Origin of the sequence: Bartonella grahamii ATCC 700132, assembly GCF_000518085.1 — a bacterium.
GTDB classification, from domain to species: Bacteria; Pseudomonadota; Alphaproteobacteria; order Rhizobiales; family Rhizobiaceae; genus Bartonella; species Bartonella grahamii.
Genome location: NZ_JACX01000004.1, coordinates 19,757 through 33,144, shown reverse-complemented (window position 1 = coordinate 33,144; position 13,388 = coordinate 19,757). Strand labels below are relative to the sequence as shown.

General features: G+C 37.2%; 10 protein-coding genes. 4 read left to right on the top strand and 6 right to left on the bottom strand.

Features of this window, described 5'->3' with window-relative positions:
- The first annotated feature begins 242 nt into the window (after positions 1 to 242).
- Positions 243 to 389 carry a hypothetical protein gene (locus U736_RS12480; RefSeq protein ID WP_169728634.1) on the top strand — a complete coding sequence of 49 codons (147 nt, stop codon included), beginning with the start codon at positions 243 to 245 and terminating at the stop codon, positions 387 to 389.
- A 179-nt stretch (positions 390 to 568) separates the two neighbouring features.
- Here the strand turns inward: U736_RS12480 and guaB are convergent, their stop codons facing one another.
- The 3 genes from guaB to U736_RS0101500 all read right to left on the bottom strand — a co-directional run bounded on the left by guaB (position 569) and on the right by U736_RS0101500 (position 5,578).
- Positions 569 to 2,068 (bottom strand): IMP dehydrogenase, encoded by a 1,500-nt coding sequence (gene guaB, locus U736_RS0101510; RefSeq protein WP_012754596.1) that lies wholly within the window; start codon positions 2,066 to 2,068, stop codon positions 569 to 571.
- A 149-nt stretch (positions 2,069 to 2,217) separates the two neighbouring features.
- The gene (locus tag U736_RS0101505) at positions 2,218 to 3,789 is read right to left on the bottom strand and encodes a phospholipase D family protein (protein ID WP_012754595.1); all 1,572 of its coding nucleotides are present in this window, start codon (positions 3,787 to 3,789) and stop codon (positions 2,218 to 2,220) included.
- 403 nt (positions 3,790 to 4,192) lie between these two features.
- Complete coding sequence (locus tag U736_RS0101500; RefSeq protein WP_012754594.1) at positions 4,193 to 5,578, bottom strand: sigma-54-dependent transcriptional regulator; 1,386 nt, start codon at positions 5,576 to 5,578, stop codon at positions 4,193 to 4,195.
- A gap of 253 nt (positions 5,579 to 5,831) precedes the next feature.
- Between U736_RS0101500 and omp10 the strand changes: the two genes are divergently transcribed.
- Positions 5,832 to 6,191, top strand: coding sequence for an outer membrane lipoprotein Omp10 (omp10, locus tag U736_RS0101495; protein ID WP_012754593.1), 360 nt, complete (start codon positions 5,832 to 5,834; stop codon positions 6,189 to 6,191).
- Positions 6,192 to 6,467: 276 nt separating this feature from the next.
- Here omp10 and U736_RS0101490 read toward each other — a convergent pair whose 3' ends face one another.
- Both U736_RS0101490 and U736_RS0101485 read right to left on the bottom strand, forming a co-directional pair.
- Positions 6,468 to 7,460 carry a KpsF/GutQ family sugar-phosphate isomerase gene (locus U736_RS0101490; RefSeq protein WP_012754592.1) on the bottom strand — a complete coding sequence of 331 codons (993 nt, stop codon included), beginning with the start codon at positions 7,458 to 7,460 and terminating at the stop codon, positions 6,468 to 6,470.
- Between the two features lie 39 nt (positions 7,461 to 7,499).
- Positions 7,500 to 8,390, bottom strand: coding sequence for a UTP--glucose-1-phosphate uridylyltransferase (locus U736_RS0101485; RefSeq protein ID WP_026500196.1), 891 nt, complete (start codon positions 8,388 to 8,390; stop codon positions 7,500 to 7,502).
- A gap of 265 nt (positions 8,391 to 8,655) precedes the next feature.
- On the opposite strand from U736_RS0101485, the gene U736_RS0101480 reads away from it, so the two are divergent.
- Positions 8,656 to 9,912, top strand: coding sequence for a lytic murein transglycosylase (locus U736_RS0101480; protein ID WP_012754590.1), 1,257 nt, complete (start codon positions 8,656 to 8,658; stop codon positions 9,910 to 9,912).
- A gap of 14 nt (positions 9,913 to 9,926) precedes the next feature.
- Positions 9,927 to 11,003 carry an SGNH/GDSL hydrolase family protein gene (locus tag U736_RS0101475; protein WP_026500195.1) on the top strand — a complete coding sequence of 359 codons (1,077 nt, stop codon included), beginning with the start codon at positions 9,927 to 9,929 and terminating at the stop codon, positions 11,001 to 11,003.
- Positions 11,004 to 11,165: 162 nt separating this feature from the next.
- On the opposite strand, the gene U736_RS0101470 is transcribed toward U736_RS0101475, so the two are convergent.
- Positions 11,166 to 13,190: a M3 family metallopeptidase gene (locus U736_RS0101470; protein WP_012754588.1), complete on the bottom strand. Its 2,025-nt coding sequence runs from the start codon at positions 13,188 to 13,190 to the stop codon at positions 11,166 to 11,168.
- Between the last annotated feature and the right edge of the window lie 198 nt (positions 13,191 to 13,388).

Below are 13,388 nucleotides of genomic sequence, written 5' to 3'. Positions count from 1 at the left end.
GAAAAAAATAAACTCTTTAAATAAAATTTATGAGGATTATCTGAATAACAGAAAAAATCAAATATCTCCCATCTTTTATGGCTATCCTTCTGAAAAAATAGAAAAAATCTTCTCATAAAATTAAAAAAGTTTATCTTACGTTCACCAAAAAATTAACTTTTTAGAAAATGCTTGGAACCACTATTTGGCATGACCGTTTTTACTCTACTGGCAACTGCCAGACAATTTAAAAGGAGAAAATAATGACTTATAATAATGAAAAAACAACTTCATCTAAAAGCCGTCATAACACAATGCCCTCAAACAACGGAAAGAAATCCGTCCAAAGTGATCAGACAAACACTCGCCAACGTGCGTCAAAAACAGGACGGAAGACTACAAAAAGTTAATTCTAATTTTATATAACTTATTTCATATAGTCTTAACAGAAAGAGTTAGAGTTTTGACCTCTAATTCTTTCCTTTTTGGGATTATTACACCAAATCACAAACAGAAAAAAGTGCAGTCTCTTTTTCTTGTTCTCGAAAGATTTTATATTTATGCGATATGACATTATGCTCTTATATCTTTAAACTGGCCCACGATAGTTGGGACTCTCCCGTGTAATAGAAACATCATGCGTATGACTTTCATGGAGTCCCGCATTCGTAATACGTACAAATGTTGCTTTTTCACGAAACTCTACGAGATCTTTTGCTCCAACATACCCCATTGAAGCACGAAGTCCACCAGCAAGCTGATGTAGAACTGATGCTATAGGACCTTTATAAGCCACCTGCCCCTCCACACCTTCAGGAACCAACTTAAGTTCATCACGAACATCATCTTGAAAATAGCGATCTGCCGATCCTCGTGCCATAGCACCAACAGATCCCATACCACGATAGGCTTTAAAAGATCGACCTTGATAAAGATAAACTTCACCAGGACTTTCTTCTGTACCTGCTAAAAGAGATCCAATCATCGCTGCACAAGCCCCACCAGCTAAAGCTTTAGCAAAATCACCTGATGCTTTGATTCCACCATCTGCAATAATGGGAATGCCCGCTTTTTCAGCAACTTCTGCGGCATTCATAATGGCTGCAAGTTGAGGAACACCAACACCAGCAACAATACGCGTTGTGCAAATAGAGCCAGGACCAATACCAACTTTTACCGCATCTGCACCACTGTCAATCAATGCCTGCGTTGCTTGAGCGGTTGCTACGTTCCCAGCAATAACAGCTGGAGAGGAAGCCATCTTTTTAATTCGTTCAACAGTTTCTAGCACATGTTGAGAATGTCCATGCGCTGTATCAATGACCAACACATCAACACCCGCGTCTATGAGGCGTTCAGCACGCTCAATCCCTCCATTCCCAACACTACTGGCCGCTGCAGCACGCAAGCGCCCTTGAGAATCTTTAGCAGCATTTGGATTTAATTTTGCTTTTTCAATATCCTTAACTGTTATCAGTCCGACACAACGATTTTGTTCATCCACAACTAATAATTTTTCAATACGATGATGATGTAAAAGATATTTTGCTTCATTAAGTTGGACATTTTCACGCACTGTGATCAAATTTTCATGCGTCATTAATTCATAAATTTTTTGTTTTGGATCCGATGCGAAACGGACATCTCTATTGGTCAAAATGCCAACAAGTCGTCCCGCTGTTTCACCTTTAACACTATTTTCAACAACCGGAATACCTGAAATGCCATGAGAGCGCATCAAAGATTTCGCTTCTTCAAGTGTTGCATCTGGTCCAATTGTGACTGGATTAACAACCATTCCAGATTCAAACTTTTTTACTTGTCTGACTTCTTCTGCCTGCTCTGCAGGAGACATATTACGATGAATAACCCCAAGTCCTCCAGCCTGAGCCATAGCAATTGCCAAACGCGATTCTGTTACCGTATCCATTGCAGCAGAAAGCAATGGCAAATTGAGCTTAATATCCGCTGCAATGCGCGTACTGAGATCCACTTGACTAGGCATAACAAGAGAATGACCGGGCTGTAAAAGTACATCATCAAAAGTCAGTGCCAATGCACCTGTCCCCGTTTCAACAATCTTTGCCATAGCAAAATTCCTTTTATAATAAAACACCGCAAGGAGCTTTAAAATACAACTGCGGTTCTCATACATGGTAGATTGGCAAAAAATTATGCCATGCTACAAACAAAATGAAAAGAAAAATAAATATTTTTTTAAGTGTGGTTTATAAAAATTTACAATTGTGATTCAATAGGTAACCAACTTATTATTTTTGCAAATGCGCGACGCCAAAAATTGCTTTCTGGCTCATGGTCAATGCTATATTTTTTTTCATTTTCAATAAAATCCCAATAAATACGATTATTATTACCAAGACGCAGATGATAGCTCATTTCCCCTGTAGTTTCTTCAGAAAACAACAAATCTAATCTTGCTGTAATGGGAGCACATTCAAAAAGAATGCCCATTTCTGTATTTAATGATGCTGATCTGGGATCAAAATTTAAAGATCCAATAAAAGCTGTTTTACGATCAATTAAAAAAGCTTTGGCATGTAAACTTGCCTTACTCGATCGAAACAACCGTAACCCATGGGTGTTGCCCTCCGCTTTTAATTCATAAAGCTTAACACCACTTTTCAACAACGCCTTACGATACGATACATAACCACCATGCACCAATGCTACATCAGTAGCTGCTAAAGAATTCGTCAGAATTTTGACATCAACACCCTTTGAAACCAAATTACTAAAATTCTGCGTTCCAACCTTACCAGGAACAAAATAAGGTGACGTAATCTGAACCGTTTTTTGGGCATTTCCAATAACCTTTGAAAGCGCCTTCATAAGCCAATTGCTTGCTTTTTTACGCAATGCTTTTTCTGGAGGGTCAGAAAGAACAACAACTTTGTCTGCTAAAAATAACCGCCTTCCTGTTTGAATAAAACAATCAAAATTAATGTGCTCTTTGACATAATCTAAATAAACTTTTGCAACCTTGGAATCCCGAAATTTTTGTAATTTATCCCTCCAATAGCTAAGATCACTTGCGCTTTTAGGAATAACCAAAGTATGAATTGGCAAAACAACAGCACTATTCCAAAAATCATCAAAAATACTTTCCACCTTTTTAACAGAGGGTCCGATTAACATCAAATCTAAATCTCGAAAATGGGATTCTTCACCAGCATCAAAATAAGAATCTGCAAGATTACGTCCTCCTACAAAAGCGATCCTACCATCAACAATAAAAGCTTTATTATGCATTCTACGTGTAACAGTAATCGCCCGTAATATAATCTCTAAACCACGGCGTAATCCACCTTTACGCGATCGTCCTGGATTAAACACTCTCACCTCGATATGAGGATGTTTATCTAGCGCAATATAAGCTGGATCACGTGCTTGAGCGTTAATATCATCCAAAAGAAGTCGTACCCGAACACCCCGATCCGCTGCCTTAACTATTTCACTTAATAATAGACGCCCTGTTAAATCATCATCCCAAATATAATACATCAGATCAAGGCTACGCCCAGCCTCTGCAGCTCCTATTGCACGAACACAAAACGCATCCAAATTGCTGATAATGAGGGAAAGGGCATCTTTATCAATTCCCAATCCATTTTCTTCCTCAGCTAATTGACTAATGATACGATCAAGCTTAGTTTCATCTTTCTGAATAGGTAGCGCATAAGAACATTGCCCCCTAGCATTTTTCATAAAACGCCCATAGGTGTAGATTGCCAACATAGATGCAATTAAAAAAAAGAGGACAAAACCAATAACAATATGTAAAAGAGTCAAAGAGGACAAACTTTCTATTTTAAGCTATCGCATCATCAGTAATGCAAACAATAATACCAATCACTTTATCTTAACCGTGTAGCAGATAAAATGCCACCTCTTGCTTAAGAGAGTATAAATTTAATATTGATGATACAAAAATTTTAGCGGTAGTATTTAAAAGTTTTTAAAAATGCCTCTCTGCTTTAATAAATGTAAACTCAACTAAAATTGTATAAACTGAAAAAGACGATTAAAATAGTCACATAAAATTTATATTTGATTTAAATCTACAAAATCATCCTCTATAGATAAATTTTACAATAAATGATTGTTTTCTTAAGCCCCCCCACGGACTTTATCAAAATCCACTCTATTTTTTTTGAAACTCATACTTGTCATGAAGAGAGATTTGTTATGAATTTTACTTTCGTTCTTGATTTCTTATTGCTCGCAATTCTTCCATTTTTCTATAAAGTGTAGAGCGACCAATATGAAGGCGGCGCGCAATCTCACTCATATGTCCTTTATAATGTTTAACCGCTTTCTCGATAATATCATGTTCCATCTCTGCAAAAGTACGCACATGCCCATCAGTATTCAAAAATTTTATAGATTCTTGTTCATTATCTTCTTGCATATTATCCTCAATGATATTGGGAACATTCATTAATGGATTTCCCATTAATTGCGGAAAATCTCGAACAGTTAATAACGGTCCTTCACTGAGTAAAATCGCACGAAATAAAAAGTTTTCAAGCTCATTTCTATTGCCAGGCCAATCATACTGCATAAGCAAGGAAAGAGCAGATCCTGCTAAACCATGGACATGTGACCGCCCTGTTTCGGTGATAATGCGATCAATCAAACGTTGTGTGATCTCTGGAAAATCATCCCTTAATTCTCGTAAAGCAGGGACGCTAATAGACAAGTGAGAAAATTGTTCAAACAAACTATGCAAAAAAAAGTTCTCTTTAACCAAATCCTTTAAACGCGATGTTGAAATAGCAATGATCCGAAAAGGGAAAAACTCTCCTTTTGTATCCCTTTCCCTTTCTTTAAGGTAATGAGCAAACCGTTTTTGCTGTATGGGCTCAAGTCGATCAATATCACAAAGGCAAAGTGTCCCTTTTTCAAGAGAAGAAACCAATGGTAGGAATTCTTTAAACCACTGCTGATTTTCTTCTTCTGGATCAACGATGGCTGAACATTGAAAGCGAATAAAAACACCTTCTGAGAATAATCCCTCATGATGAATAATCCGAGCTAATGTCTCACGTCCTGTTCCAACTTCCCCCTCTATCAAAAGATTCTGTAAAGAAGTTGCTGCTTGTCTCGATTGTTCTAACACTACCTGCATAGCTCTACTTTTTATGCAAAGATCAGAAAACCGTAAATGATTCTCTTTTTTTCGCCGAATATCTCGAACTTCATGCTCCAAGGCAGAAATAAGAGCAAGAATATCCAAAGTAACCCTTACGCGTAATAATGTTACTGGGTGGATCCAATAATCAATAGCTCCAGCTGTTAAAGCTTTCTGGAGTAAATTCTGATTCTCTTGTTGTGCTATAACGACAATAGGAACAGAAACACCAGCAACTCTAATCATTTTAATCAAATCGCTCACACTCAAATCACTCATAACGACATCAAGGAGTGCAAGCACAATGTTTTTACGCCTGTGTAAAAGATCAATCGTACGGAGACCATTTTCTGCTTCAATGACACGATAACCAAAACCTCGCAACATAGCAGAAAGTTCTATACGTCTTCCATAATCTTCACTCGCAACAAGAATGGGACCAACCATAATGTCAATAATCTCCTTTGAGACTACTCAGCAGCTTAATATAAAAATTGTTGTAAACCATAAGAAATATTTCACCTCTTGTGTTTCACTTACGAACTTCATCAAGCTGTTAATTAAATACAACATTAAGGCATTTTTTTCCATTTTTTTGCTTTTTCATTGATTTTCATTAAATTTTTCATATTGACTCATGGGAGAATTTAATAATGTTATAAAAACTAGAGAGCAAAATAATCTAAATAGAGTGCAATAAATGAAACATACCTATCATATTTTATGTCTTACAATTACCACCTTGCTGTTAAGTGCCTGTAGCTTTTCGCAATATTATAACTCAAATATGCCAACTGGAATTGATGGAAAATGGGTTGATGAGAATGGTATTATTTCTTCTTTCCACAATGGTGTTTTTGAAACGCGTGCAGCAGATACAGAAGAAAAACTATCAGAAGGGGCATATAATTATCTCAATGCCCAAAATATAGAAATTGAAATACGCTCTATTCTCCGTGGAACAATTTCTAGAGTCAATTGTACAGTGTCATATGACGCCACACAACTTCTCTGCACATCACATACAGGAGCACAGTTTTTCCTTAAGCGGAAATCTTAAACAAAGTACAAGGAAAGTCTCTCTTAAGAACAGAGGGAGCACATACATTAAGCAGGAGGTGATCTTTTCTCCTCCTGATAGAAGGTCCTCTCTAAAATACGCAAAGAGACTGATATAATCTTTACCTTGAAAATTTTCTAAACATTATGAAATGCGTAAAATAATCATTTTCTTCCACAAAATATCCGTAAAGCCACCTTACAATAAAATTGTTACTTTGTACCATTCAATCTATTTTAACCTAAAATAACATTTTATTTGATAGAGAACTTTAATCTAAGCAGCGCCAATGCGCAAAAGATCATGAAAATGAACAATTCCTATCGGTTTTTTATCTTCAACTACGAAAAATGCACCAATATGATGATCATTAATAAAAGCTGTTGCTGCACCAACAAGTGTATTTGGTTTTACAACTTTAGGAGCCTTGGTCATCACCTCGTCAACATTAAATTTTGATAAATTAAAATGCATGTTACGTGCAAGATCGCCATCGGTTACAATTCCGATTAGTTCACCTTCTTGATTCACAACACCAACACAACCAAAATGCTTTTCCACCAAAACATTCATCGCTTCAGTCATAGATGTTCCCTGCATAACCAAAGGAATATTATCACCCTCATGCATAATATCACACACGTATTTAAGGCTTGCACCAAGAGAACCACCAGGATGATATATTTTGAAATCCGTTGCGGTAAAACCACGCATTTCTAAAAGAGAAACCGCTAATGCATCTCCCATTGCCAATTGCATAATTGTTGAAGTTGTAGGAGCAAGCCCATGGGGGCAAGCCTCTTCTATCTTTGGTAATAATAAAACAATATCAGCTTGTCGTCCTAATACAGAGTACTCACTTGATGTCATCGCAATAAGGGGGATGCGAAAACGCGCCGCATAACTCATGATACCACTTAACTCTTGAGTTTCACCAGACCATGATAAAGCAAGAATAACATTATCAGATCCAATCATACCAAGATCACCATGATTGGCTTCTGCAGCGTGAACAAAAAAGGCAGGCGTTCCAGTTGAGGCTAGGGTTGCTGCAATTTTTGTCCCTATATGACCACTTTTCCCAAGACCAGTAATGACCACATGTCCACGAGCATTTCTAATAGTTTGAACGGCCGCTTCAACAGAAGAAGAAAGAGTTCCCAGAAGAGATTTTTCAAGGGCTTCAAGCCCCTGCTTTTCACTGGCAAGTGTTTTAAGTGCTGATGCAACTGCACCTTGCAAAGCCATATGAGTAGAGGGTGTTATCATAATAAAATTCGATCAATAAAATTAAATGAGAGATCTATATCATTTTTCAACATTAATGGTTTCCAGTAAATTTTTCAATGAGGCAGAAACATGGCTGTGCATATCAGCGCGTGCCAAAGAAAATGCAACGTTGGCTTCAATGAAACCAGCTTTAGAACCGCAATCAAAAGTGCGCCCTTCTATTTGCAAACCCCAAAAATCTTGCTCATTTGAAAGCCGTATCATAGCATCTGTTAATTGAATTTCATTTCCTGTTCCTCGTTCTTGAGTGGAAAGAATATTAAAAATTTCTGGCTGCAAAATATAACGTCCATTGATGTACAAATTTGATGGTGCCGTTCCTAACACTGGTTTCTCTACCATTTTTGTGATTTTAAAACCATTTGCAATCTGTTTACCTTTGCCAACTATACCGTATTTATGTGCTTCTTTAAGATCGCATTCCTGAACGGCAATAATATTTCCCCCACCCACCTTTTCATAAAGACTAATCATCTCAGAAAGACATCCCTTTTTGGCTTGAATCAGCATATCGGGTAATAACAAAGCAAAAGGTTCCCCTGCAACTAATTCACGCGCACACCAAAGAGCATGCCCTAATCCCAAAGGTTGCTGTTGCCTAGTGAAAGAAGTTGACCCTGGTAATGGCTGTAAACGGTATAAATGTGCAAGATCTTCTTTCTTTCCACATTCAGCCAGTGTCGTGTATAATTCAACTTGCGCATCAAAATAATCCTCAATGACTGCTTTGTTACGTCCGGTCACAAAAATAAAATGCTCAATACCAGCCTCCCTCGCCTCATCCACAACATATTGAATGACAGGTTTATCAACAACTGTTAGCATTTCTTTAGGAATTGTTTTTGTCGCAGGAAGAAAACGCGTACCAAGACCTGCTACTGGAAATACAGCTTTCCGGATTTTACGCACACTCACCCTCCTCAATGAATTCATATATTTTTTGTTTTATTTAACATATGTTTTTACGAAATGGTAAAAAAGATATCTTATTGTTTTGATTATCATTATAATGGACAATCAAAAATGTAAAAGAGAATATGAAAATTTATTGCAAGGATTAAAACGAATTATTTATTTCAGTTTTCTCCTCTTCTTGATCATATTATCGATTAAACTAAATACAAAATAAAGTTATTGCACACCTAATAAATTGAATATTAATGGGGATTTCAAAATGCAAAAAACAGAATTGAAGACTTTCTCTTTTTTAGAGAAGTCAAGAACTTGGAGGACTCTTCTCACTGGCTCTGCCGTTATTTTTTCTGCTTTTTTAATGTTTTTTGTATCCCTTTCATATGCTGATAGCGGATTTAAACACTGGATTAAAGAATTTAAAAAAATAGCTATTGCTCACAATATTACCCCTTCTACGTTTCATATGGCATTTAAAGGTGTTAATGCCATTGATCCAGAAGTTCTAAAAAGCGCCGCATACCAACCGGAATTTGTTGCTCCTTCATGGAACTATTTCGATAATCGCGTCCATGATATTGCAATTGTAGAAGGACGGCGCCAAACTCAAAAATGGAACAAATGGCTTCTTCAAATTGAAAAACGTTTTGGTGTTGACCGCAATATTCTGCTTGCTATTTGGTCAATGGAAAGCAACTATGGAAAAGTTTTAGCCAATAAAAGTGTAATGCGTGATACCATTCGCTCTCTTGCAACTCTAGCCTATGCTGATAAAAAACGTGCAAAATATGCATATACACAGCTGATTGCTGCTATGAAAATTCTACAAAGTGGCGAAATTAAACGCTCTCAACTCACTGGATCTTGGGCCGGTGCATTGGGGCATACACAATTTATTCCAAGCAGTTATCTCGCCTATGCAGTTGATATGGACCAAGATGGACGGCGTGATATCTGGAACTCTGTTCCAGATGCTCTGGCTACTGCTGCTAACCTTCTCCACAAAAATGGCTGGCAACCTAATCTTATTTGGGGAGTAGAGGTAAAAGTGCCGCAGGGGAAAAACCTTCCTGAAGGGTGGTATTCCTTTGAACAATGGAAAAAATTAGGTGTAAAACACGCAAATGGGCGTCCTCTTCCTACATTAGCTGAACAAGCAATATTAAAATATCCAGATGGAGCAAAAGGACCTATATTTTTAGTCACAAAAAATTTCTTTGTTCTGAAACATTATAATAATGCAGATCGTTATGCGTTTGCTGTTGCTCTTCTAGCTGATCGCATCGCTGGACATCCTGGATTGGTGCATGATTGGCAAAGACCTTTTCAACCTCTTACTTTCCAAGAATGCAAAGAACTGCAATCTCGCTTAAGTGCACTGGGCTATTATAAAGGGAATGTTGATGGAAAAATCGGAACAGCTTCTCGCAAAGCAATTAAAGCCTTTCAACTACGTCACGGTCTAAAAGCAAATGGATATCCGTCATCTCAAGTGCTTTTTCTCCTTCGCAAACAATAATGGAGACTACGGTTTTGTCTTCTGTTCGCCTGATATACTTGACATTATTGCTAGTTTCACTTTCTATTGTGGGGATCATACAGCCATCCCCAAGTAAAGCAACGAACTTCTTCAAATGGTTATCACAACATAACAAACAGACGCAACAACCACCGCAAATTATAGAACAAAAAATAGACAAGCCGCAAAAAAAGATCGTAACACAAAAAAATATACAAAAGCTAAAAAATGAGAATGCAAAGCGCATTCTTGTCATAGGGGATTTTACAGCTTCTGCTGTTGCCGATGCACTTAAGAAGTTTTTTATAAATAATAGCGATATCGTTATCATGAACAACACAATGCCAGCTTCCGGCTTAGTTCGAACGGATTATTATTCTTGGCAAAGCAATATTTCTAAACTCATTGATCAAAATAACCCCGATGTTATTATCATGATGATCGGTGCAAATGATAATCAACCAATCACAGACTCTTATAGCACAATTAACACAGATCAATCAGAATGGATGCACATCTACAAACAAAGAATTATCGAAATTGCTGAAAGTCTTCATGCCTCTAGAAAATCATGGATATGGATAAGTCAACCTGCCTTTAGAAATGACCTTTTGACACAAAAAATGAAAAATTTTAATGCGCTCTATAAACAAGAAACAGAAACAGCAGGAGGATATTTCCTCGATATCTGGAGCGGCTTTAGTGATGAAGAAGGAAATTTTTCTTTTTCAGGCTATGATATTAATGGAAGAATAACCAAATTACGCACCAATAATGGCGTGCATTTCACCTCTGAAGGAAAGAAAAAACTTGCCTCTTATTTAGAAAAACCATTGAAAAATATTTTAAATTTTTATGCCTTTTCTCATGAAAATCCTTACTCAACCGATCAAGCTATTCAAAAACTTATACAAGAATCAGAGAATAAAGTGCAGAGTAATATTATGCGTCAGCCTCCAATGAGCCTCGATGATATGGCACAACAAAACACTCAGCTTTTAGGCAAAAGAAAGTCAAGTTTTATAAAAAAATCATGGTTTCCACCAAATGGGCATCAAAAAGATCGAGCTGATAATTTTTCTTTCCCATAATGTCTCTTTAAAAGACAAATTCTAATTTCCTCCATAAACAAAAAGCGAATAAGGTAAAAAACACTGTTTACAGAGCTATAATGAAGAGAATTTTTGCATAAATCACAACTGCATTTTTCGAATAATATGAAAACGGCATGGTATTAACCATACCGTTATATCTTATAGTCCACGTTTGTTAATCATTGCCTCTGGTAAAGGCATCCGTCCCCGAAAAGCTTTATAAAGCTCCTCTGGATCACGACTTCCCCCAGCAGAGTAAATAAAACGTTTCAACTTATCAGCAAGCTCTGAATTAAAAACATCTCCCGTTTCTTCAAAAGCCTGAAAAGCATCAGCATCAAGGACTTCCGACCACATATAAGAATAATAACCAGCGGCGTAACCATCACCTGAAAATACATGCGTAAAATGTGGAGGACGATGGCGCATAATAATTGTATCAGGCATTTGCAGATTTTCTAATTCTTGGCGTTCAAACACTGTTGGATCAGTTACCTTTTGTCCTTTATGAAAAGCCATATCTACAAGAGCTGATGAAGTAAATTCAACTGCAGCAAAGCCAGCATTAAATGTCTGTGCTGACAAAACCTTATCCATTAATGCTTGCGGCATAGGATGTCCTGTTTTTGCATGCGTAGCATAAGTTTGTAAAATCTCTGGTACAGTTAACCAATGTTCGTAAAGTTGAGAAGGCAGCTCAACAAAATCACGCGAAACCGATGTTCCCGATACAGATGGCCATGTGACATCAGAAAGCAAACCATGCAATGCATGCCCAAATTCGTGGAAAAGCGTACGCGCATCATCGAGTGATAAAAGAGCAACCTCCCCTTTAGAAGGTTTAGAAAAATTACAAACATTGTAGATAATAGGCTTTTGTCCGCCATCCAATTTATATTGTGATTGCAAACTACTCATCCACGCACCGGACCGTTTTGAAGAACGTGCAAAATAATCACCAATGAAATGCCCAAGTAGACTTCCATCAGACTTTTTTACTTCCCACAAACGTGCATCAGGATGCCAAAGTGCAACAGCGTTTTTTTCTTCAAATGTAATGCCAAAGAGTTTTTCTGCTACCCCAAAAGCCGCTTTAATCATACGATCAAGCTGAAAATAATATTTAATCTCAGCGCTATCGAAAGAAAGTTGTTCAGTGCGAAGTTTTTCAGCATAATACCGCCAATCCCAAGCAGCTAAAGATTCATTGCTGCCCTGATTGTTGGCAAAATTTTGTAATTCAATTTGCTCAGTAGAAGCCTTCGCTCTTGCGCGCTCCCATACAGGCATAAGCAAATCCATAACGGCATCAACACTTTTAGCCATGGTATTATCGAGTTTCAAATCTGCGAAAGATTTATATCCTAATAATTTAGCCTGCTCATCTCGAAGCGCAACAATCTCTACAATAATTGTTTTATTATCATTCTTGTTATTATTTTCACCACGTTTAGCCCAAGCTTGGAATGCAACCTCACGCAAATCACGACGATCAGAGAATTTTAAAAAAGGTTCAACAATCGAACGTGCTAGTGTTAATGCATACGCTTCTTCATTACCTCTTTCACACGCAATTTCCTTCATTGAATCAATGAGATCTTGCGGTAAACCAGATAAGTCGGTCTGTTTAAAAAACAGAATCCATTCAGCTTCATCATTTAAAACATTTTGTCCAAAAGTAGCATTTAAAAAAGCAAGTCTTTCATTAATTTCCAAAAGCCGTTTCTTAGCTTTTTCATCGAGTTTTGCCCCATGACAAACAAACTTTTTCCACCATAATTCAAGAACACGTGTTGTTTCACTCTCAAATATGCCCAGCTGCGACTGTTTATAAAGCGCATCTATTTTCGCAAATATCCGTGCATCCATCATCATTTTTGAAGAATACCGAGAAAGTTTTACAACGAACTCTTGCTCTAGCTGTTGAATTAATACATTCGTATGAGCACTGGTGCGCAAGAAAAATATTGAACAGACACGATCAAGCGCTTTGCCACAAAGCTCAAAAGGCTGCAAAAAATTCTCAAGCGTTGGTGGTTCTTGCACCATCGCAATCGCCTCTAGTTCTTCTTCGGCTTCTTGAAGTGCCTGTTCAAAAGCGGGTTTAAAATCTTCATCACTGATAGAAGAAAAATCAGGAAGACCTGAAAATCCCTTCCAGTCCAGCACTGCTGCTTTTGTCATAATACTTTATGTCTCCATTATAAATTTAAGCTGTAATGATTATCTTTACGACACAAATTGATAATATACTAAAACTATTTCGTGAGTTTCAAAACGGCCTTTCCAAACGCTATTGAATAAAAAACCTAGAAATCGTAAAATTCTTTCATTTCAAAACATATTATATTGGAGAAATAAAGATTATTCGCTCGCACACCA

Coding starts and splice junctions, on each gene's coding strand:
- omp10 (WP_012754593.1), top strand. CDS start 5,832: ATGAAACATACCTATCATATTTTATGTCTTACAATTACCACCTTGCTG.
- U736_RS0101480 (WP_012754590.1), top strand. CDS start 8,656: ATGCAAAAAACAGAATTGAAGACTTTCTCTTTTTTAGAGAAGTCAAGA.
- U736_RS0101490 (WP_012754592.1), bottom strand. CDS start 7,460: ATGATAACACCCTCTACTCATATGGCTTTGCAAGGTGCAGTTGCATCA.
- U736_RS0101500 (WP_012754594.1), bottom strand. CDS start 5,578: ATGGTTGGTCCCATTCTTGTTGCGAGTGAAGATTATGGAAGACGTATA.
- U736_RS0101470 (WP_012754588.1), bottom strand. CDS start 13,190: ATGACAAAAGCAGCAGTGCTGGACTGGAAGGGATTTTCAGGTCTTCCT.
- U736_RS12480 (WP_169728634.1), top strand. CDS start 243: ATGACTTATAATAATGAAAAAACAACTTCATCTAAAAGCCGTCATAAC.
- guaB (WP_012754596.1), bottom strand. CDS start 2,068: ATGGCAAAGATTGTTGAAACGGGGACAGGTGCATTGGCACTGACTTTT.